24 protein-coding genes are annotated in these 20,657 nt (G+C 60.2%); 13 read left to right on the forward strand and 11 right to left on the reverse strand.

Going from position 1 to position 20,657, the window contains the following annotated elements; translation table 11 throughout:
- Positions 1 to 106: 106 nt before the first annotated feature.
- The 4 genes from AC2FD8_RS05290 to arsC are packed head-to-tail and all read left to right on the forward strand — an operon-like array spanning position 107 to position 2,266.
- Positions 107 to 445, forward strand: coding sequence for a DUF952 domain-containing protein (locus tag AC2FD8_RS05290; protein ID WP_496854377.1), 339 nt, complete (start codon positions 107 to 109; stop codon positions 443 to 445).
- Positions 442 to 873, forward strand: a complete 432-nt coding sequence (locus AC2FD8_RS05295) for a DUF1330 domain-containing protein (protein ID WP_496854378.1) — start codon at positions 442 to 444, stop codon at positions 871 to 873. The genes AC2FD8_RS05290 and AC2FD8_RS05295 overlap by 4 nt, the downstream gene beginning before the upstream one ends.
- Positions 870 to 1,928 carry a quinone-dependent dihydroorotate dehydrogenase gene (locus AC2FD8_RS05300; protein WP_496854379.1) on the forward strand — a complete coding sequence of 353 codons (1,059 nt, stop codon included), beginning with the start codon at positions 870 to 872 and terminating at the stop codon, positions 1,926 to 1,928. The genes AC2FD8_RS05295 and AC2FD8_RS05300 overlap by 4 nt, the downstream gene beginning before the upstream one ends.
- On the forward strand, positions 1,925 to 2,266 hold the full coding sequence (gene arsC, locus AC2FD8_RS05305; protein WP_496854380.1) for an arsenate reductase (glutaredoxin): 342 nt from the start codon (positions 1,925 to 1,927) through the stop codon (positions 2,264 to 2,266). Before AC2FD8_RS05300 ends, arsC begins: the two co-directional genes overlap by 4 nt.
- On the opposite strand, the gene AC2FD8_RS05310 is transcribed toward arsC, so the two are convergent.
- From AC2FD8_RS05310 to AC2FD8_RS05320, 3 genes are read right to left on the reverse strand one after another with little or no spacing between them, the layout of a single operon-like run.
- Positions 2,263 to 3,579, reverse strand: a complete 1,317-nt coding sequence (locus AC2FD8_RS05310; protein WP_496854381.1) for an MATE family efflux transporter — start codon at positions 3,577 to 3,579, stop codon at positions 2,263 to 2,265. The two genes, arsC and AC2FD8_RS05310, sit on opposite strands and share 4 nt — an antisense overlap.
- Positions 3,580 to 3,581: 2 nt before the next feature.
- Positions 3,582 to 4,100 (reverse strand): PaaI family thioesterase, encoded by a 519-nt coding sequence (locus AC2FD8_RS05315; protein ID WP_496854382.1) that lies wholly within the window; start codon positions 4,098 to 4,100, stop codon positions 3,582 to 3,584.
- Position 4,101: 1 nt separating this feature from the next.
- Complete coding sequence (locus AC2FD8_RS05320; RefSeq protein ID WP_496854383.1) at positions 4,102 to 4,521, reverse strand: PaaI family thioesterase; 420 nt, start codon at positions 4,519 to 4,521, stop codon at positions 4,102 to 4,104.
- A gap of 111 nt (positions 4,522 to 4,632) precedes the next feature.
- Between AC2FD8_RS05320 and AC2FD8_RS05325 the strand changes: the two genes are divergently transcribed.
- From AC2FD8_RS05325 to AC2FD8_RS05360, 8 genes are all read left to right on the forward strand, one after another.
- A complete protein-coding gene (locus AC2FD8_RS05325; protein ID WP_496854384.1) occupies positions 4,633 to 5,001 on the forward strand; it encodes a MerR family transcriptional regulator in 369 nt (122 codons plus the stop codon).
- Between the two features lie 255 nt (positions 5,002 to 5,256).
- Positions 5,257 to 5,658: a MerR family transcriptional regulator gene (locus tag AC2FD8_RS05330; RefSeq protein ID WP_170465668.1), complete on the forward strand. Its 402-nt coding sequence runs from the start codon at positions 5,257 to 5,259 to the stop codon at positions 5,656 to 5,658.
- 45 nt (positions 5,659 to 5,703) lie between these two features.
- Positions 5,704 to 7,485 (forward strand): acyl-CoA dehydrogenase C-terminal domain-containing protein, encoded by a 1,782-nt coding sequence (locus AC2FD8_RS05335; protein ID WP_496854385.1) that lies wholly within the window; start codon positions 5,704 to 5,706, stop codon positions 7,483 to 7,485.
- A 55-nt stretch (positions 7,486 to 7,540) separates the two neighbouring features.
- On the forward strand, positions 7,541 to 7,753 hold the full coding sequence (locus tag AC2FD8_RS05340) for a hypothetical protein (protein WP_496854386.1): 213 nt from the start codon (positions 7,541 to 7,543) through the stop codon (positions 7,751 to 7,753).
- 60 nt (positions 7,754 to 7,813) lie between these two features.
- Positions 7,814 to 8,452: a glutathione S-transferase family protein gene (locus AC2FD8_RS05345; protein ID WP_496854387.1), complete on the forward strand. Its 639-nt coding sequence runs from the start codon at positions 7,814 to 7,816 to the stop codon at positions 8,450 to 8,452.
- Positions 8,453 to 8,463: 11 nt separating this feature from the next.
- Entirely contained in the window at positions 8,464 to 9,675 is a 1,212-nt protein-coding gene (locus AC2FD8_RS05350; RefSeq protein ID WP_496854388.1) for an acetyl-CoA C-acetyltransferase, read from the forward strand.
- Entirely contained in the window at positions 9,675 to 10,163 is a 489-nt protein-coding gene (locus AC2FD8_RS05355) for a cupin domain-containing protein (RefSeq protein WP_496854389.1), read from the forward strand. Before AC2FD8_RS05350 ends, AC2FD8_RS05355 begins: the two co-directional genes overlap by 1 nt.
- Entirely contained in the window at positions 10,156 to 12,357 is a 2,202-nt protein-coding gene (locus tag AC2FD8_RS05360; RefSeq protein ID WP_496854390.1) for a 3-hydroxyacyl-CoA dehydrogenase NAD-binding domain-containing protein, read from the forward strand. The genes AC2FD8_RS05355 and AC2FD8_RS05360 overlap by 8 nt, the downstream gene beginning before the upstream one ends.
- A 42-nt stretch (positions 12,358 to 12,399) precedes the next feature.
- Here AC2FD8_RS05360 and AC2FD8_RS05365 read toward each other — a convergent pair whose 3' ends face one another.
- From AC2FD8_RS05365 to AC2FD8_RS05375, 3 genes are all read right to left on the reverse strand, one after another.
- Positions 12,400 to 13,173 carry a Hint domain-containing protein gene (locus tag AC2FD8_RS05365; protein ID WP_496854391.1) on the reverse strand — a complete coding sequence of 258 codons (774 nt, stop codon included), beginning with the start codon at positions 13,171 to 13,173 and terminating at the stop codon, positions 12,400 to 12,402.
- 174 nt (positions 13,174 to 13,347) lie between these two features.
- A complete protein-coding gene (locus AC2FD8_RS05370; protein WP_496854392.1) occupies positions 13,348 to 14,010 on the reverse strand; it encodes a sulfotransferase family 2 domain-containing protein in 663 nt (220 codons plus the stop codon).
- Positions 14,007 to 14,942 carry a DMT family transporter gene (locus AC2FD8_RS05375; protein WP_496854393.1) on the reverse strand — a complete coding sequence of 312 codons (936 nt, stop codon included), beginning with the start codon at positions 14,940 to 14,942 and terminating at the stop codon, positions 14,007 to 14,009. Before AC2FD8_RS05375 ends, AC2FD8_RS05370 begins: the two co-directional genes overlap by 4 nt.
- A gap of 138 nt (positions 14,943 to 15,080) precedes the next feature.
- On the opposite strand from AC2FD8_RS05375, the gene AC2FD8_RS05380 reads away from it, so the two are divergent.
- Positions 15,081 to 16,094, forward strand: a complete 1,014-nt coding sequence (locus AC2FD8_RS05380; protein WP_496854394.1) for a hypothetical protein — start codon at positions 15,081 to 15,083, stop codon at positions 16,092 to 16,094.
- Positions 16,095 to 16,100: 6 nt separating this feature from the next.
- Here the strand turns inward: AC2FD8_RS05380 and upp are convergent, their stop codons facing one another.
- The 5 genes from upp to AC2FD8_RS05405 are packed head-to-tail and all read right to left on the reverse strand — an operon-like array spanning position 16,101 to position 20,625.
- Positions 16,101 to 16,733, reverse strand: a complete 633-nt coding sequence (gene upp / locus AC2FD8_RS05385) for a uracil phosphoribosyltransferase (protein ID WP_170374268.1) — start codon at positions 16,731 to 16,733, stop codon at positions 16,101 to 16,103.
- A complete protein-coding gene (locus AC2FD8_RS05390) occupies positions 16,730 to 17,716 on the reverse strand; it encodes an adenosine deaminase (protein WP_496854395.1) in 987 nt (328 codons plus the stop codon). Before AC2FD8_RS05390 ends, upp begins: the two co-directional genes overlap by 4 nt.
- On the reverse strand, positions 17,713 to 18,924 hold the full coding sequence (locus AC2FD8_RS05395) for a phosphopentomutase (protein WP_496854396.1): 1,212 nt from the start codon (positions 18,922 to 18,924) through the stop codon (positions 17,713 to 17,715). The genes AC2FD8_RS05390 and AC2FD8_RS05395 overlap by 4 nt, the downstream gene beginning before the upstream one ends.
- Positions 18,921 to 20,228 (reverse strand): thymidine phosphorylase, encoded by a 1,308-nt coding sequence (locus AC2FD8_RS05400; protein WP_496854397.1) that lies wholly within the window; start codon positions 20,226 to 20,228, stop codon positions 18,921 to 18,923. The genes AC2FD8_RS05395 and AC2FD8_RS05400 overlap by 4 nt, the downstream gene beginning before the upstream one ends.
- Before the next feature lie 4 nt (positions 20,229 to 20,232).
- Positions 20,233 to 20,625, reverse strand: coding sequence for a cytidine deaminase (locus tag AC2FD8_RS05405; RefSeq protein ID WP_496854398.1), 393 nt, complete (start codon positions 20,623 to 20,625; stop codon positions 20,233 to 20,235).
- Positions 20,626 to 20,657 lie beyond the last annotated feature (32 nt).

The raw sequence follows: 20,657 nt of genomic DNA on the forward strand, positions 1-20,657 counted from the left end.
TGAAACTCCCTGTCATTGTTTGCGGGGATCGTGCGCTGATGCGAAGGAAGAGTCAAAGGGGGAAATCCGGCTTGATTCCACGGGCGATGCGGGGCATCAGACCCTCATGCTGATCTACAAAATATTCCGGGCCGAGGAATGGGCCGCGTTGCAGGAGAATGGCGCAACTGATGGTGCGCCAATTGATATCGCTGACGGATTCGTCCACTTTTCGACAGCTGAACAGGCGGCGGAAACTGCAGCCAAACATTTTGCCGGCGTCGAAGGTCTGACACTGCTTGGCTGCGACGCCGACGCCATGGGCGACGAGCTGAAATGGGAAGTGTCGCGCGGTGGGGCCTTGTTTCCACATCTCTACCGCCAAATCCGGCTCAGCGATGTGGTCTGGGCTCGCCCCCTGCCCTTTGACGGCCAAACCCACCAGTTCCCGAGCGAGGTGGTATGACCGTCTATATTGATCCCGACCGCGAACAGTTCGAAGCCTTCAAGGTGTTGGATCGGGATCAACCTATCGAGATGCTGAACCTTGTCAGGTTTCGCGCCAAGGCCGACTACCCGGCGGGCCATGCTTTGGCAGATCAGGATCTGACGGGCGCCGACGCCTATCGCCACTATGGGGCTGAGACAGCCCCGATTGTCGCCAGGATCGGCGCGTCGATCCTGTGGCGTGGGGCGTTTGAGACCACATTGATCGGACCGCAAGACGAGGTCTGGGATGAAGTGTTCATCGCCCGCTATCCCACTGCCCACGCGTTTCTTGAGATGGTAACAGACCCAACCTACCGGTCTGCGGTGGTCCACCGTCAGGCCGCCGTCGCAACCTCTCGCCTGATCCGCTGTGGTACCGCGCAAGGAGGCGCGTCTTTCGGATGAAACTGACCGAGAAACTGGGCCTCGCCGCCCTGCACCGCATGGACCCTGAAACAGCCCATGGTCTGTCGATCAAGGCCCTGCAGGCCGGTCTGGCCCCGACGCCCGGACCGGTGACGTCATCGCGCCTGCGGACCAAGCTGGCCGCGCTGCACCTGCCCAACCCGATAGGCCTCGCCGCCGGGTTCGACAAGAACGGAGAGGTTCTGGCCCCTCTGTCCCGCGCAGGTTTCGGGTTCATCGAGGTCGGAGCGGTGACCCCGCGCCCGCAACCCGGCAACCCGAAACCCCGCCTGTTCCGCCTGACCGAGGACAAAGCCGCCATCAACCGCTTTGGCTTCAACAATGAAGGTATGGAGGTGATGGCCCAACGGCTGGCCAACCGCCCCAATGATGCGGTGATCGGCCTGAACCTCGGTGCCAACAAGGATAGCGATGACAGGCCTGGCGACTTTGCCAAAGTGCTGGCCCATTGCGCCGCGCATCTGGATTTCGCGACGGTCAATGTCTCCTCCCCCAACACCGAAAAGCTGCGCGATCTTCAGGGTAAGGCGGCCCTTGGCGCGTTGTTGAGTGGTGTGATCGAAACGCGGGACGCTCTGCCGCGCCCCCTGCCCATTTTCCTGAAAATCGCGCCTGACTTGACCGAGGATGAATTGCAGGACATCGCCGAAGTGGCCTCGGAAACGGGTGTGGATGCGGTCATCGCCACCAACACGACTCTGTCTCGCGACGGGCTGCTTAGCGCGCACAAGGACGAAAAAGGCGGCCTGTCCGGTGCGCCTCTGTTTGAGAAGTCCACACGCGTTCTGGCCCGGTTGAGCAAGCTGACCGACGGAAAAATCCCTCTGATCGGGGTTGGCGGTGTCAGCTCGGCAGAACAGGCTTACGCCAAGATCTGCGCAGGCGCGTCGGCGGTGCAGTTCTACACCGCTATGGTCTATGGCGGCCTATCCTTGGCCGCCGATATCGCGCAGGGTCTGGATACGCTTCTGGCCCGCGATGGGTTTGACACAGTCGCTCAGGCTGTGGGTAGCAAGCGGGAGGATTGGCTGTGATCGAATATTGGCACAACCCGCGTTGTTCAAAATCCCGCATGGGATTGGCGTTGCTGGAAGAGCGCGGTGCCGAAATCGAGGTTCGCAAGTACCTAGAGAACGCCCCCTCGGTCGATGAATTGCGGGCCGCGCAATCCCTGCTGGGCGTGCCCGCCATCAAGATGATGCGCACGGGCGAGAAGCGGTTCAAGGAGTTGGGCCTTTCAAAGGACGCGCCGGATGCAGAGCTGATCCAAGCCATGGCGGACAACCCGATCCTGATCGAACGTCCTCTGGCCATCTCGGGCGGTAAAGCTGCAATTGGCCGTCCGCCTGAAAATCTGCTCACCCTGCTCTAAGCCACCTGAGCCTCAAGCTTTGGATAGCGCCAGCCCATCGTCACGCCGCGCACAAGGTTCAGAACCATCAGCGCGGCCCACAGGCCATGGTTGCCGAATGCAGGCACCAGAATGAACAAAGCGACCACATAGATCGCCACCGATTGCAGCATCGCATTGCGCATGTCGCGGGTCCATGTGGCCCCGATATAGATACCATCGAACATCCAGCTTGCGACACCGATGATCGGGGCCAAGGCCGCCCAGAACAGGAACGCGCGGCCAGCCTCGCGCACGTCGGGAGAGGTGGACATTAGATCAATCAGCGCCGGGCCTGCAAAGAAGAACACGGCGCTGAGAAGTACCGCACCACCAACACCCCACTGTGACGCCATGACCGAGGCGCGCCGCACCTGGTATCGGTCCCGTGCCCCAACCGCACCCCCGACCAACGCCTCGGCGGAAAAGGCGAAACCGTCCAGCGCGAAGGCGGTGATTTCAAGGAATTGCAGAAGCACCTGGTTGGCCGCCAGATTGACGTCTCCCAAATCCGACCCGACGAACAGGAAGGTGGTGAACGAGCCAGTCAGCAGTACCGAGCGGATCATGATATCGCCGTTCACCTGCACCATCCGTCGCAGCCGGGTGGCGTCGAAAATGCGCGGCCAGTCGCGCCAGATTTGCCCGGCGAACCCGTCCCGGCACAGCCACAGACCCAGCGCCAACCCTGTCCATTCTGCGATCAGGGTCGCAATCGCCACGCCTTCGACGCCCCAGCCCAGCCCCAGAACGAACCACAGGTCCAGCACGATGTTCAGACCGTTCATCCAGACCTGCAGCAGAAACACGCCCCGTGTCCGCTCAACCGCGATCAGCCAGCCTGTGATCGCGTATAAGGCAATGGTGGCGGGTGCCCCCCAGATTCTAACCTCAAGGTATGAGCGCGCGAGTGTTTCAACCTCGGGGCTGGCCGGGGATAGCCAGAACGCACCGCTGAAGATCGCGACCTGGGCAAGGACAAACACAAGGCCCGCCGCCCCGCCGAGCATCAAACCGCGAATTAACAAGGCGCGCATCTCGGCGCTCTCTCCGGCCCCGCGCGCCTGCGCAGCAAGGCCCGTTGTGCCCATGCGAAGAAAGCCGAAGATCCAGTAGATCGCGGACAGGATCACCGCACCCATGCCCACCGCGCCAATCGGAGCAGCCGCCCCCATCTGCCCGACAACGCCTGTATCCACCGCGCCAAGGATCGGCACAGTCGCGTTCGACAACACAATGGGAACCGCGATTTTCAGCACCCTTTTGTGAGTTATGGGTGCCGAGGCATCCTGCATTCTCAGCCCTTGTCGCGGGGTGGTTGTGGCATCAGGAAATGCCCTGTTGCCTGCGCGAACAGCTTGGCATGGTTGTCTTGCCACGCCTCAACCCGAACCGAGGCGTAACGCCGTCCGGCCCGGTTCACAAAGGCGCGCGCATAGGCATCGCGCGGCAGGCCCGAGCGCAAATAGTCGACCGTAAAGTCGATGGTTTTGGGAAAGCGAATCGTTTCATCCGTGACAATGGCCTCGGCATCAATTTCGCCGCTCTCGATGTCCGAGAACATGTGCTCCCAGCTTAGCGTTATCACGGCCGTGACCTCAAGAAACGCCGCTGTCACGCCGCCATGAAGGGCCGGGAGCAACGGGTTGCCGATCAGTTTCTCGTCAAAATTCAGCACGCCCGTCAGTTCATCCCCGCGTCGGTCGAAGCTGATATTGAGGAACCGGATATAGGGCACGCCATCGACCAGAGCGTGCAAGGCGGCATCGCGCCGTTGCTTGACCACCTGCATGGGTTCGGGACGGGAACGGGCCATATTATTTCCCCTCAACCGTGAAAGACCCCGTGGCGGTCGCCACTGGAAGGTCAAGATCGTCGTCCATCGCCGTTGCCCGCACAAAGGCCACATTTCGGGTGATGTGATAGCAATTGGCCCGTACGGTGATGTTCTGCCCCGGCGTGGCCGCGCGCATATAGTCGATACGCAGATCAATCGTCGCCGTCCCACCTGGCGAGGACGGGTGACTCATCACTGCGGCTCCGCAACAGGTATCCAGAATCGTTGAAATCGCGCCGCCGTGAATCACACCGGTGCGCGGGTCTCCGATCAAATCGTCGTTATAGGGCATGGTGATTTCCGCTTCACCCTCTCCGATCTGGATAAGCTGCAGGCGCAATGCGCGCGCATGGGGGATGGCCTCGATAAACTGGCGGGCTAGCTTTGCTTTGTCGACCATGATCATATCCTGTTGTCTTGCCCCTTTATGAGCCGCCATCCGATCAAAGGGCAAGCCCACCTGTTGCGCTTGTTCGCATGACGTCCTAGGTTGCAGCCAAGGAGACCCCGAATGTCCGACAACCGTTTGTCATTCAAAGAGATGTGCGCCGAGTTCGACGTGACCCCACGCACTCTGCGTTACTACGAGTATATCGAGCTGCTTCAGCCCGATCGAGAAGGGCGATCCCGTTTCTACGGCCCCAAGGAATGCGCCCGGATGACCCTGATCATGCGCGGCAGAAAATTCGGATTTCCGCTGGAAGAGATTCGTCAGTGGCTGCTGATCTACGAAGATCAAGGCAACGAAGCGCAGATGGCAACTTTCGTGGAAATGGCAGATCGCCAGTTGGAAGAGCTGCGCCAGCAGCGCGCGCAGCTGGACGAAGCAATGGATGCCCTCAAGCAGCTGCGGGACCAGACCGCGAAATCCATCAAGTAGAACACCCTGCCCGTCTGGGTTCTGGCGAGACCAGGCAATGCCCCTTGGAATCGCGCCCTCGGACCAATCTGAGGGCGAATTTCGCTTGCCCCAAGGGAAAGAAAATTTCGCAAAACCCGTCATTACGCGACTGGAAGTTACGTCAACTTAGAAATGACGCAGCGTCTGGATTACGTAAACGTCACCTACATGTTGTAAAGCGTCCAGCAACTGCGCAACTCTATCCGGACGACGCCAGTGACGAGAGTATGACGAATGACCGAAGATCTGATGACCATCCGTGAAATGTGCGAGACCTATGATGTCACGCCCCGCACCTTGCGGTTCTACGAGGCGAAAGAACTTCTGTTTCCGATCCGTGAGGGTCAGAAGCGTCTGTTCACCAAACGCGACCGCGCGCGACTAAAGCTGATTCTGCGCGGCAAGCGGTTTGGTTTCAGCCTCGAGGAAATTCGCCAGCTTCTGGACCTGTATCACGTCGGCGACCAGCAAGTGACCCAGATGTCGCGCACCTATGAAATCGCGTGTGAACGTCTGGCCGACATGGAATCGCGCCGTGAAGAGCTGACACAGGCCATCGACGACCTGAAAGAGCAGTTGCGCTGGGGCGAGAAAGTCATTGCCTCGATGAAGACCGAAAAGAAGGCCGCCGAGTAACCTCGTCAGCCTGCCACCCGGACATATGAATTAAGGGAGCTTCACATGCCCGTCTACAATGCGCCAACCAAAGACATGCAGTTCATCTTGCATGATGTCCTGAAAATCTCGGAGTCTGACATTCCGGGTTACAACGAACTTGAGGCCGAATTCACCGGTGCCGTTCTGGAAGAAGCCGGCAAGGTTGCCACCAATGTTCTTCACCCGTTGAATGTTGTCGGCGACACCGAAGGGTGTCGTTTGGAAAATGGTGTGGTTTACACGCCCACAGGCTTCAAAGATGCCTTCGAGCAGATGAAAGAAGGCGGCTGGACTGGCCTCGACATGCCGGAAGAGTATGGCGGCCAGAACATGCCCTATGTGATCGGCACGGCCGTGGGCGAGATGTTCTCGGGTTCCAACCAGGCGTTCACCATGTATCAGGGCCTGACCCACGGTGCAGCCTCGGCCATTCTGGCGCATGGCACCGATGAGCAGAAGAACACCTATCTGCCCAACATGGTCAGCTGTGAATGGACCGGCACCATGAACCTGACGGAACCGCATTGCGGCACCGATCTGGGCCTGATGCGCACCAAGGCGGAACCGCAGGGCGACGGCAGCTATAAAATCTCGGGCCAGAAGATCTTTATCTCGGCCGGTGATCACGACATGGCTGACAATATCATCCATCTGGTTTTGGCCAAAATCCCCGGTGGCCCCGAGGGCATCAAAGGCGTGTCGCTGTTCATCGTGCCCAAGTTCATCGTGAACGAAGATGGCACCCCGGGTGAGCGCAACGGTGTTTCGGTCGGCAAGATTGAAGAGAAGATGGGCATCCACGGCAACTCGACCTGCGTCATGAACTATGACGAGGCCACCGGTTGGCTGCTGGGCGACGAACACAAAGGCATGCGCGCCATGTTCACCATGATGAACGAAGCGCGTCTGGGTGTGGGCATGCAAGGCCTGTCGCAGGCCGAAGCTGCGTATCAAAACGCTGTTGAATACGCCAAGGATCGCCTGCAGGGCCGCGACGTAACAGGTGTGAAGAACCCGGACGGCCCCGCCGATCCGCTGATCGTTCATCCTGACATTCGCCGCAATCTGATGGATCAGAAAAGCTTCACCGAGGGCGCGCGCGCGTTCATCCTGTGGGGCGCGACCATGATCGATAAGGCGCATCGTTCAGGTGACAAGGACGCCGATGGGCTGATCTCGCTGCTGACACCGGTCATCAAGGGCTTCCTGACGGACGAAGGCTATGACATGACCGTTCAGGCGCAGCAGGTCTATGGCGGTCACGGCTACATCGAAGAATGGGGCATGTCGCAATACACCCGCGATGCCCGTATCGCCATGATCTACGAAGGTGCAAACGGCGTTCAGGCGCTGGACCTTGTGGGGCGCAAACTGGCACAGGACGGCGGCAAGCACGTCATGGCGTTCTTCGAAATGGTCAAAACCTTCTGCAAGGAAAACGCGGGCCAGAACGAAGCCTATGACAAAGCCTTCATCGAACCGCTGAAAGCAGCGTCCAAGGATCTGCAGGCCGCTGGCATGTACTTCATGCAGGAAGGCATGAAGAACCCGAACAACGCTCTGTCCGGGTCTTATGACTTCATGCATATGTTCGGTCATGTCTGCCTGGGCCTGATGTGGGCGCAGATGGCGAAGGCCGCGCAAGACGCGCTGGACGGTGGGGCCTCGGACAAAGAGTTCTACGAGACCAAGATCAACACTGGCCGTTTCTACATGGCCCGCCGCCTGCCCGCGACTGCTATGCATCTTTCCCGCATTCAGACCGGTGCAGATACAGTGATGGTTCTGGACGCAGCGAGCTTCTGATCAAAGTCTGGGCTCGGGCGACACCGCCCGGGCCCTACTATTCGGAGGAGACAGAATGCCCAAACGCTTTCGCCTGACCCGCCGTTTCCCGGTCGCCATGACCGAGGACGGCTATCGCAAACTCCGCGGCTTCGCCCGCGAGTCCGGGTTGGATGAAGGCGAAGCGCTGTCTTTTCTGTTCGAGAACTTCAACAGCGTCATTGACGAAGACAACCTGACCCATCGGTTGCGCCTCTTCAATTCCGAGTTGGAAGCACGCAAGCGCTAGGCACCATGGCCGAAAAGCTTGGGATGACAATGCAAAAAACGCCACGGGAGGGGCGACCGCATGACCATAAAACTGCACTGCTTCGGTGAAAGTGGAAATTCTTACAAGGCCGCTCTGGCGCTGGAAATGTCCGGCCTTGAGTGGAAGCCGGTTTTTGTCGATTTCTTCAAAGGTGTTACCCGCAGCCCCGAGTTCCGCTCGGACGTCAACGCAATGGGCGAAGCGCCCTTCCTGATCGACGGTGATTTCAAAACCTCCCAATCTGGTGCAATCCAGGCTTATGTCACCGAAAAATCCGGCAAGTTCGGCGGCAAGACGCGGGAAGAGAATTACGAGATCCTTCGCTGGGTCCTGTGGGACAACCACAAGCTCAGCTCGATGGCTGGCATGACGCGGTTTCTGATGAACTTCCTGCCGGAAGAACATCGCAATGCCGATGTGATTGCCTTCAACCAAGGCCGTCTGAAAGCGGCCTATGATGTTCTGAATACCCACCTTGAGGGCCGCGACTGGATTGTTGGGGATGGCGTGACCAACGCTGATCTCAGCTGCTGCGGATACCTCTACTATCCCGAACCATTCGGCTTTGACCGCGCCGACTGGCCCAATATCGACGCCTGGCTGCAACGCCTGTCCGAGCAGCCCGGCTGGAAACACCCCTATGACCTGATGCCCGGCAACCCGTCGGATCGAGCTTAAGGAGAAGACCCATGACCGAAGCTTACATTTATGACGCCCTGCGCACCCCGCGCGGCAAGGGCCGTAAGGATGGCAGCCTGCACGAGGTAACCTCAGTGCGCCTGTCCGCCTTGACCCTGAACGCAATCAAGGAACGCAACAACCTCGAAGGCCACGCCGTTGAGGATGTGATCTGGGGCAACGTCACGCAGGTGATGGAACAAGGAGGCTGTCTGGCGCGCTCGGCGGTTCTGGCCTCTGACCTCGACCAGTCGATCCCCGGTCTGGCGATCAACCGGTTCTGTGCCTCGGGCATGGAAGCCGTGAACCTGGCCGCAAACCAGGTCAAAGGCGGCGCGGGCGAAGCCTACATCGCCGGCGGCGTTGAGATGATGGGCCGCGTGGCCATGGGCAGTGACGGCGCGGCAATTGCCGTAGACCCGACGCTGGCAATGGACACTTATTTCGTGCCGCAGGGCATCTCGGCCGATATTATCGCGACAGAATATGGTTTCAGCCGCGACGATGCCGACGCACTGGCCGTGGAATCTCAGAAACGCGCGGCTGCAGCCTGGGAAGACAACCGGTTTGAAAAGTCGGTCATCACCATCAAGGATCAGAACGGCCTGACCATTCTGGACCGCGATGAATACATGCGCCCCAGCACCGACATGCAGAGCCTCGGCGCCCTGAACCCGTCCTTCCAGATGATGGGTGAGCAGATGCCGGGCTTCGACAAGGTGGCGATGATCAAATATCCGCATCTTGAGCGGATCAACCACATCCACCACGCGGGCAACAGCTCGGGCATCGTGGACGGATCGGCCGCGGTACTGATCGGCAACAAGGAATTTGGTGAAAAGTACGGCCTCAAGCCGCGTGCCCGCATCAAAGCGACCGCGAAGATCGGCACCGACCCGACCATCATGCTGACCGGTCCGGTTCCCGTGACCGAGAAGATCCTTGCCGACAACGGCATGAAGATCAGCGATCTGGACCTGTTCGAAGTGAACGAAGCCTTCGCTTCGGTCGTGCTGCGCTTCCAGCAGGCGTTCGATGTCGATCCGGCCTTGGTAAACGTCAACGGCGGCTCGATCGCGATGGGTCACCCGCTGGGCGCAACTGGCGCGATGATCATCGGCACACTGCTGGATGAGCTTGAGCGTCAGGACAAGGAAACCGGTCTGGCGACGCTCTGCATTGCGTCCGGCATGGGTGCAGCAACCATTATCGAGCGGGTCTGATGCCCAAGCTGGATCTCTCTCAGATCCCGTTCAAGGGTGGCTCGTCTTATCCGGGCAAGCTGGCCGAGGCGACTGCGGGTCGTTTCGTTCAGAGGATCGGGGATGCGGGCGGCCTGACCCAATACGGGGTCAACATCGTGCGGTTGGAACCTGCGGGGATGTCCTCGTTGCGCCACTACCACATACAACAGGACGAGTTTGCCATCATGCTCAGCGGCACATGCGTGCTGATCGAAGACGATGGTGAGCATGAGATGCTGCCTGGTGACTGCGCCGCTTGGCCAGCCGGTGAGGCCAACGGCCATCACCTTGTGAACAAGACCGATGCGCCCGCGACCTTTCTGGTGGTGGGCACACGGACCCCGACCGAGACCGGCTACTACAGCGACATAGACATGATGGTGAAGGATGATGAGAACGGATTCTCTTTCACCCGGAAAGACGGCAGCCCGCTGACGGCTGACCAGATTGGAGATGACAATGACTGATTTCACTCTGACCAAAGACGCAGACGGCGTCGCCATTGTGACCTGGGATGCCCAGGGCAAATCCATGAACGTGCTGACCCGCGAGGCCTTTCAGGAGGTCAGCCAGCTGATCGATCAGGCCCTGAACGATGATGAGATCAAAGGGATCGTCATCACCTCGGGCAAAGAGGGCTCGTTTGCAGGCGGCATGGATCTGAATACCCTCGCCACCATCCGTCAGGAGGCCGGTGATGAACCGGCGCAGGCGCTGTTCGACTTCGTCATGGGCGGCCACCACATTCTGCGCAAGATGGAACTGGCGGGTATGGACCCGAAGACCAAGAAAGGCGGTAAGCCGATTGCCTGCGCGATCAACGGCACATGCGCCGGGATCGGGACCGAGATCGCTTTGGCCTGTCATCACCGTGTCATGACCTCGAATGCCAAGGCCAAAATCGGCCTGCCCGAGATTCTGCTGGGCATCTTCCCCGGCGGCGGCGGCACCATGCGCTATAGCCGTATGGTTGGTGCGATGGCGGCGGCTCCGGTCCTGCTGGAAGGCAAGATGATGGACCCGGCAAAGGCCAAGGGCGCGCAGTTGATCGACGCAGTGGCGGATGATCCGGTTGCAGCCGCCAAGGAATGGGTTCTGAACGCCAAGGATGCCGATCTGGTCAAACCGTGGGACGCGAAGGGCTATAAAATGCCCGGCGGCGCGCCCTATCATCCCGCTGGTTTCATGACCTTTGTCGGCGCAAGCGCGATGGTACACGGCAAGACCCAAGGCGCCTTCCCGGCGGCCAAAGCGCTGCTGAGCTCAATCTACGAAGGTGCGCTGGTCGACTTTGACACCGCCCTGAAGATCGAGGCGCGCTGGTTCACCAACGTCCTGATGAACCCCTCGTCCTCGGCCATGATCCGGTCGCTATTCCTGAACAAGGAAGCGTTGGAGAAAGGCGCGGTTCGCCCCAAAGATGTGGCCGATCAACGCGTCAAAAAGGTCGGCGTTCTTGGCGCTGGCATGATGGGTGCAGGTATCGCGCTGGTCTCGGCGCAGGCCGGGATGGAGGTTGTTCTGGTCGACCGTGATCAGGCTGCTGCCGACAAGGGCAAGGCCTATTCCGAAAGCTATATGGACAAAGGCATCAAGCGCGGCAAAGTCACGGCTGAAAAGAAAGAGGCCCTGCTGGCCCGTATCACCGCGACCCCTGATCTGGAGCATCTGAAAGGCTGCGACCTGATCATCGAAGCCGTGTTCGAAGACATTGGCGTCAAGGCCGAGATGACCAAGAAGGTCGAGGCGATCATCCCCGAGGACTGCATCTTTGCCTCGAACACATCGACATTGCCGATCACCGATCTGGCGAAGGCCTCCGTGCGGCCCGAGCAGTTTATCGGCATCCACTTCTTCTCACCGGTTGAGAAGATGTTCCTGGTCGAGATCATCAAGGGCAAGGAAACTGGTGATCGCGCCGTCGCCAAGGCGCTGGACTATGTGCGCCAGATCCGGAAGACGCCGATTGTGGTCAATGATGCGCGCTTCTTCTACGCCAACCGCTGCATCATCCCCTACATCAACGAAGGTGCGCGCATGATCACCGAGGGCGTCAGCCCGATCCTGATCGACAACGCGGCGCGTCAGCTGGGCTTCCCGGTGGGGCCGATCCAGCTGACCGACGAGACCTCGATTGATCTGGGTGCCAAGATTGCACGCGCGACCAAGGCGGCCATGGGCAATGCCTATCCCGAAAGCTCCTCGGACGATCTGATCTTCTGGATGGAGGAGCAGGGCCGTCTGGGTCGCAAGGCCAATGCAGGCTTTTTCGACTATGACGAAAAGGGCAAGCGCGTCGAGTACTGGAAGGGTCTGCAAGACAAATACCCTCTGGCCGCCGAGCAGCCTGACCTGATCGAAGTGCAGGAACGTCTGATGTTCGCACAGGTTCTGGAAGCGGTCCGTGCGCTGGAAGAAGGCGTTCTGGAAGACATCCGCGAAGGTGACGTGGGCGCGATCCTGGGTTGGGGCTTTGCGCCTTGGTCTGGTGGTCCGCTCAGCTGGCTGGATATCATCGGCACGCCCTACGCGGCCGAGCGTTGCGATCAACTGGCCGAGGCCTATGGCGAGCGTTTCGCCTGCCCGCCGCTGCTGCGTGAAATGGCCGAAAAAGGTCAGAGCTTCTATGGCCGGTTCAACCCGGACGCCAAAGCCGCGTAAAACAACGACGCAGGCGCAACTCCCCTTGCGCCTGCGTCTTCCTTACTGAACAGCCGGAGCGGTTTGCCATTCAGGCCGGAGAAACAGAACCGGCGCGTTTGGTCGGCCCGGTCGTCCGGGCCTGCGAATACCCGCCGCGGGGCGGATCGGGAAAATCGGATCGGTCGGGATCGGCGCAGGCAAAGCACCCAATGGATTTGCAAGGGCCGAAATCTCACCACTTACGGAAAGCGCATCGACCAGTGCGGTCGCGGCATCTTCGTCGGCCACCGTGTATTGTTTTCCCTGACCAGACGTGCGGCTGAAACGACCCGAAGGGCAATAGGCCTGCAAACCGCCCTCGATATAGATCACCTCGTCGCGATCGAAGAACAGGGTTGTGACCTCGAACGACGATCCCGGAGACTGCGAAGACAACCGACAGGCCCCATCCAGAACCCGCGCAGGCACCACGGCAACGCCCTGATCCGTCAGGTCCAGTTTGCCGCGATCCAGCGCGACGCCCTGTTCCGGCATCAACCAGACCGCCCGTCCGTTATACGCCGCCCGCGCAGGCACAAAGATAGGCAGATAGGCTGATCGCCTCTCGCTTGCTGGGATATTGACCCAACTGGTCGAGACCCTGCGCACCTCTTTGAAGCCATGATCCAGTGTTCGAACCAGATCACCGGCGGCGATACGTTCGATCAGCTTCCATCCACTGGTTGTCGCGATTTTGGTTCCGTGCAGGAACCCGCCCCTACGCGATGACACTGCGTCCAGCGCAATTGGCAGATCAACATCGTCATCATACTCGGAAACATCCGAAAAACTCATTACTTCCAACACGTGCCGAACCCCCTTTTGGCACAAATACTCACATCTCAAGAGATAGCAGAAACAGCGGCTATCCGTCTTAGTTTGGCCGCATTTACGCCCAATTTGAGCTGAAATGAGGAAATCTTCGCAACAGACAGCAATACCAGAGCAGATTTATTGCCTTATCGGAAACTATGGACCGGACGTCGTGTCAAAATTATAGCCGAATCTCTGGATGTCTTCTGCACAGGCATCCGCCACGGATTGGGCCGACCTGTCGGAAAAATACCCACGATAATCTGCCCGTCGGTCCGAGGCGTTCACAAGGGGCAATTGAACCTCAAACCCCAGATGATGAAACAGAGGCAGCGCGTCCTGTTCGAACCGTTCCAGTCGGATGAACAGCTGGCACTGTTCGACCCCATCCGCGCGGGTCATATAGCGCCGCGCCGGGTGGTCCTGAAACGAGCGACGAATGGTTGGGTGGAGAACAAACGCCTCAAACGCCAATTGCTGCGACAGGGTGACGGCCTCATGCGCGAAGCTCTGAGATTGCAGCCAGTGATAGTAGCTGACCATGCGGTCCCACGGATTGCGGACCAGCGTGAAGGCAAACATCCCCTCAAGCGCGCCCTCCGGCAACACCCCGTCGATATCCGCAAGCGTCGCGTGTTTGTGCAGCCTCCCCCGCGCGGTCAATTCCTTGGCGCGCCGCCGCCGTTTCAGGGCCTTGGGTGTGTCTCCGATCAGGATGTCATCCTTCATGGCCCGCTGTTCCAGTGCCAACGCCAGTGAGGTCCCTCCCGTCTTGGGCATATGTACGAACACATAGCGACGGCCACGAGAGATGATCATGCAACCTCCGGCTCAGGGGCCGCGCGCCTGGCCCTCCAGCCCAGAACCGCGCCGGCTGTTGCGATCAGGCCGATGCCAATGATCTGAATCACTCCGATCGTCTGTCCAAGGGCAACCCAGGCGAAAAGGGGACCGAAGATCATGACCGAATATTCGAACACGGCAACGAATGAGGGCTCTCCGACCTGATAGGCCTTGATCATCATGAAAACGGCCACAGTGGACCCGACCGCCTGCACCGCGACCCACGGCAAGGCTGCGCGCATATCGAGGACCAGACCACGGGTCACAAAACCCTCGGGACCATCAGGTCCGGACGCGGGAAAGGCCGTGAAAACGATCAGGCCGATGGCCCCGGCAACGCCCAGAACCAGCATGTTGTTGCCCAAAAGGGCGACCGTGCTTTCGTCCGAGCAATAGGTCCGCGTGACGATCACGCTGAGCGCGTAGAAGAATCCTCCGACAACCGGCAAAAAGGTCCTGACATCGAACTCGGTCGGGTTGGGTTGCAACACGCACAGGATGCCCACAAACCCCAGTAGAACCGCGCCGATGCGCCATGGTCCGATGACTTGTTTCAGCCCCAGCGCCGAGATCAACAGCACGAACATCGGTGAGGTGAACAGCCCGGCCAAGGCCTGCGCAATCGGCATCAACGCCAACGAGGCGAAATAGAACAGCATGCCCGTCGCGATCAGAACACTGCGCAGCAGGACAAACCGCAGCCGTTTTGGCCGCAGACTTCCCAAACCCAACAGCGACAGCCCGATGATCAGAGGCAACATCAGAACGGCACGGCTGAGATGGAACTGCCACAGCCCGATGGTTTCGGCCAGCAGGATCACCACGTTGTCGATCACGCCAAGAATGGCCATTGCAGTGACCATCAGCACCGAAGCCAAAAAGGGGAGCGTTTCTTTGCCTGGTTGCATGTTCTGCCTCGGGTTAGATGCGCGCAACAGCGCTTGTGCCATCCAGCATATTTCTGAAAGCCTGCGCAACAGGTTTGCGCCCCGCGATTTCCACATGCTATGCTTTGGCAAAAGAAAAACACGAGCAGCCCAATCCAAATGACGGCCCTGAAACAATATCAGCGGATCGAAGCCACCGGTCTGTGGCGCTCCTCGCCCGATGAACAGCGGCGCGAGGTTGTGGTCTCAATCGGTGAGGCGACCCTGACGATCTCAGATTTCAATGACCGGGCGCTGACGCACTGGTCTCTGGCCGCGTTGGAGCGTCAAAATCCGGGCAGTTTCCCTGCGATTTTCAACCCCGACGGCGACCCGGACGAAACGCTGGAACTGGCCGAAAGCGAAAAGACCATGCTTGAGGCTATCGACCGGCTGCAACGCGCCATCGACCGCGCGCGCCCGCATCCCGGCCGGTTGCGCTGGTTCAGCGTTGCCGGCGTTGTCGCCGCTGTTCTCGCCGTTTTGCTGCTGTGGTTGCCGGGGGCGCTGCAAAACCACGTGGTCTCGGTCGTGCCCGAGGTCAAACGGCAGGACATCGGCGACGAGATTCTGCAACGAATCGAGCGGGTTTCGGGGCGGGCCTGTGCCTCACGCGATGCGCAGGCCTCCTTGGATCGTCTGGCCAGGCGCACGGGCGTGCGACAGATCATCATCCTTCCCGCCGGGGTGCAAGACAGCCTCAGCCTGCCGGGCGGGACGGTCTTGTTGAACCGGGCTTTGGTCGAGGATCATGAAGATCCTGCCGTAGCCGCTGGCTTCATCATCGCCGAGCGCGCCCGTATCGCGGCTCAAGACCCGTTGGGTGATATTCTGGACCGAACCGGAACCGCATCGGCCTTTCGCCTGCTGACGACCGGAGGCCTGACGCCCGAAATCGTCGACAGCTATACCGAACAAGTTCTGTCGGAACCCCGTCCGTCTCTGACAGATGAGGCGCTGCTGGCGGTTTTTGCTCAGGCCGCCCTGCCCTCGACCCCATATGCCTATGCGCGGGACGTGACAGGGGAAACGGTTCTGGGCCTGATCGAGGCCGACCCAATGGCCGGACGCACGCTGGAACAGGTGTTGCCGGACCGCGATTGGGTCCAGCTTCAAAACATCTGCAGCGAGTGATCGGGCTTATTTGGTGCCGAACATACGGTCTCCGGCATCGCCGAGGCCGGGCATGATATAGCCTTTCGAGTTCAGCTCACGATCCAGCGCGGCAGTGACGATATGCACGTCCGGGTGGGCCTCTTTCATGCGGGCAACCCCTTCTGGTGCCGCCAGCAGGCAGAGGAACAGGATCTCGGTCGCGCCCGCCTCTTTCAGCAGATCAATCGCCGCGGCCGAGCTGTTGCCGGTGGCCAGCATCGGGTCTACGGCAATGACTAATCGGTCTTTCAGTCCCTCGGGCGCTTTGAAATAATACTGAACGGGTTTCAGCGTTTCTTCGTCGCGGTACAGCCCAACAAACCCCACACGGGCCGAGGGGATCAGTTCCAGCACCCCGTCCAGCATCCCGTTCCCGGCGCGCAGGATCGAGACCAGCGCCAGCTTCTTGCCAGCCAGAATGGGCGCGTCCATCTCCTCCATCGGAGTTTCGATATGGCGAGTGGTCAGCTTAAGCTCGCGCGTCACCTCATAAGCCAGCAACAGGGTGATTTCCCGCAGCAGCTGGCGGAATTCGGCGGTCGAGGTCCCCTTGTCCCGCATGAGCGTCAGTTTGTGCTGCACCAGCGGGTGGTCAACGACGGTCAGGTGTTCGCTCATGTGTTCTCCAGTCTTTTCTTGACCCGCGCACGGGTGTCTTCATCGCAAAAGGCGGCGTTCAGAGCCGTTTCATTCAGGGCCGCAAAGTCTTCGGCACCCCAATCAAAGGCTGCCTGCAACATCTCATATTCACGCCGCATTGTGGTATGGAAAAATGGCGGGTCATCCGTGGAAACGGTGACTTTCACCCCGGCGTCGCGCAATCGCGCAATCGGATGCGTGGCGAAATCAGGGTAGAGACCCAGAACCACGTTTGATCCCGGACAGACCTCAAGCGTGACATCCCGATCGACCACTTCATGCACCAGATCGGGGTCTTCAATGGCGCGCACGCCGTGGCCTATGCGTTCAACACCCAGGTCACGGACCGCGTCGCGCACGCTTTCTGGACCACCGAACTCACCTGCATGGGTGGTCAGGCGCAAACCGGATTCGCGGGCGCAATCGAAGGCCCATTTGAAATCGCCCTGAGTGCCGATGGATTCATTTCCGCCCATGCCGAAACCGGTGATCCAATCGCCTGCGGTTTCCGCGGCGCACCGGGCGCTGATCTTGGCCTGATCCGGGCCGAAATGTCGAACGCAAGTGACCACGCCGCGCAGAGTGATGTCGAACTTGCGCTCGGCCTCATCTGCGGCATCCTGAATGGCGCTCAGATAGTCGCGCCACGCTTGTAGATCGCCACCCCCACAGAAATCAGGGCTGAGAAAGGTCTCGGAATACACCACCCCATTGGCAGCGCTTTCCTCAAGGATCGCCAGGGTCAGGCGTCGGAAATCCTCGGGCGATTTCAGGACTTCGCACGCGGCCTCATAGACGCTGAGGAAATGGGCAAAGTCGCGGAAATCATAGCCACCATCGGGTTTGAAGATGCCGCTCAGATCGATGCGTTTTTCATGCGCCAACTGCCGGATGAATGCGGGCGGTGCAGCGCCCTCATGGTGCAGGTGCAATTCGATTTTCGGAAGGTCTGCGACACTCATAGAAAGCTCTTTCCCGGCCCCTGCGCCGGCACGTTCAGGTGATGGGCGATGCTGGCGGCAACATCGGCGAAATGGATTTGGCCAAGCTGGCCTGAACCTCGCCCGGCTACCAAAACCGGCACTTGTTCGCGGGTGTGGTCGGTGCCGATCCAACTGGGGTCATTGCCGTGATCCGCCGTCAATACCAGCATGTCATCCGGGCGCAGCTTAGGCAGGATGGCTCCGATTTCCCGGTCGAACCATTCCAACGCACGAGCATAGCCGCTAATGTCGCGACGATGACCATAGAGGCTGTCGAACTCGACAAAATTGGCAAAACTCAGGCTGCCATCCTCGGCCTGATCGACCAGGTCGGATAGATGCGCCATCAATTCGGCGTCCGAGCCTTTACGCAGCGTGTCGATGCCCTGCATCGAGAAGATGTCTCCGATCTTGCCAACGGCGTGCACGGGGCGGCCTGCGTCCTGAACCCAGTTCGTCAGCACGGGCGCGGGCGGCAAGATGGCAAAATCCTTGCGGTTCGTTGTACGGGTGAACCCCTCGTCAGACGAGCCGACGAAGGGCCGCGCGATGACACGGCCCACCTTCATCTTGTGCAGATGCGGCGCAAGCGCTTTGCACATGTCCAAAAGACGGTCCAGACCAAAGCTCTCCTCATGCGCGGCGATCTGGAACACGCTGTCGGCGGACGTGTAGCAGATCGGCCAGCCGGTGCGCATATGCTCGGCCCCAAGCTCGGCAATGATGGAGGTGCCCGAGGCGTGGCAATTGCCCAAAATACCCTCGGTCCCCGCAGCTTGCGCTGCTGCTTGGCTCAGATCGGTTGGAAATGCGGGCTGTGTGTCGGGAAAATAGTGCCAGTCCCACGGCACGGGCAGCCCCGCCAGTTCCCAATGGCCCGAAGGCGTATCCTTGCCCGGCGACAGTTCCCGTGCGCATCCCCACAGGCCAGTTGGTTGAGCCGCCAGCCCCGGCGTAGCATCGCCCGAGGCCAGACGCGTTGCTGCACCCAGACCCAGCGCATCCAGATGAGGCAGTGTCAGCGGGCCGCTGCGCCCGTCCTCAGCCAGCCCCTCGGCGCAGGCTTGCGCGATGTGGGCCAGTGTGTTGGCCCCGGTGTCAGGCACCTCGCCGTTGAAGAACGCGCCTGCATCAGGTGCCCCGCCGATACCGACGGAGTCCATCACGACGAGAAAGGCGCGGCTCATGCCGTGATCCTTTCATGAACCAGATCGGGCACGGCAACCGGGGCATCGCCGATTGTGATCGCCGCCAATACGCAGTGGGTCGCCTGACCTGCCGCGTCCTCGCGCGCCGCGTGAACAGCGGCCAAAGGCGCGCCTTTGGTGACCCGCTCGCCCAGCCGTACCATGTTTGACAGGCCTACCGCCGGGTCGATCACATCGCTTTCCACCTGACGTCCACCGCCAAGAGCGACCACGGCAAGCCCCAAAGCCTCACCGTCAATGGCCGTGATGTATCCATCACGCGGAGATGGAACCTCGGTGATCACGCTGGCTTCGGGCAGGAACCGCGACCACGTATCAACAAATTGCACTGGCCCTCCGACAGCGGCCATCATGCGACCAAACCGTTCAGCGGCGCGGCCGTCCCGGATGATCTCGGCGATTTTGGCACGGCCTTGATCCACTGTTTCAGAGATACCCGCATCCACCAGCAACACCCCGCCCAACTCGGCAGAGATTTCGGCCAGAGGAGACGTCCCCCCTTCGGTCAGGACCTTCATGACCTCGGCCACCTCCAACGCGTTGCCCAGCGCCGAGGCCAGAGGTTGGTTCATATCGGTAATAACGGCCGAGGTTCGACACCCTGCTGCATTCGCAGTTGCGGTCAGCGCCTGAGCCAGTTCGCGCGCGTCTTCCATAGTTTTCATGAACGCGCCACTGCCGGTTTTGACATCCAGCACCAGCGCATCAGGACTTGCCGCCAGTTTCTTGGACAGGATCGAGGCCGTGATCAGATCGAGGCTTTCCACCGTCGCCGTCACATCCCGCACCGCATAGAGACGCTTGTCCGCAGGCGCGATCTGCCCCGTCGCGCCGACAATCGCAGCCCCGGTGTCGCGCAATACCTGCGCCAGACGCTCTTGCCCGATCTGAGTAGTGACGCCCGGAATCGCCTCAAGCTTGTCCAGCGTCCCGCCCGTGTGGCCCAACCCACGGCCCGAGATCATGGGCACATAGGCCCCACATTCGGCCAGAGCCGGAGCCAGAATCAGGCTGACGCAATCGCCTACACCGCCTGTAGAGTGTTTGTCGATCACCGGGCCATCCAAATCCCAGCGTAGCACGTCACCACTGTCTCGCATCGCGACAGTCAGGTCGGCACGACCCTGCGCGCCCAGCCCGCCCATGCAGACGGCCATCGCAAAGGCCCCGGCCTGCGCGTCACTGACGCTGCCATCGGCCAGACCTTGGGCAAACCACGCAAGCTCTGACCCGGTGGGCACTTCGCTGCGGCGCAGTTTGACGATGATCGAACGGGCATCCATGCGATCAGCTGTCCTGCATATGCGAGGCGTCAAATGCGCCGGGCAAAAGCTGTCCGATCGTGGTTTCCAACTCGGCGCCGTCGGTTGTCGCCAAGGTGACCTTTACCTCCCGCGCACCGAACTCGGCCAGTTTCTGACGGCAGCCACCACAAGGCGGCACGGGCTGCGGGCTTTGGGCAACGACATAGACCTCGGCCAGCTCGGTTTCACCCGAGGCGACCATGGCGGCAATTGCGCCTGCCTCGGCACAGGTGCCCTCGGGATAGGCCACGTTCTCTACGTTGCATCCAACATAGAGCGTCCCCGACCCCGACAGGATCGCCGCGCCGACCTTGAAATTCGAATAGGGTGCATGGGCGTTTTCGCGGACCTTCAAGGCAGCATCTTTAAGCGACATGGCGATTCCCCATTTTTGATCAGTTGGTCAGA

Source organism: Ruegeria sp. YTSC192 (assembly GCF_059609705.1).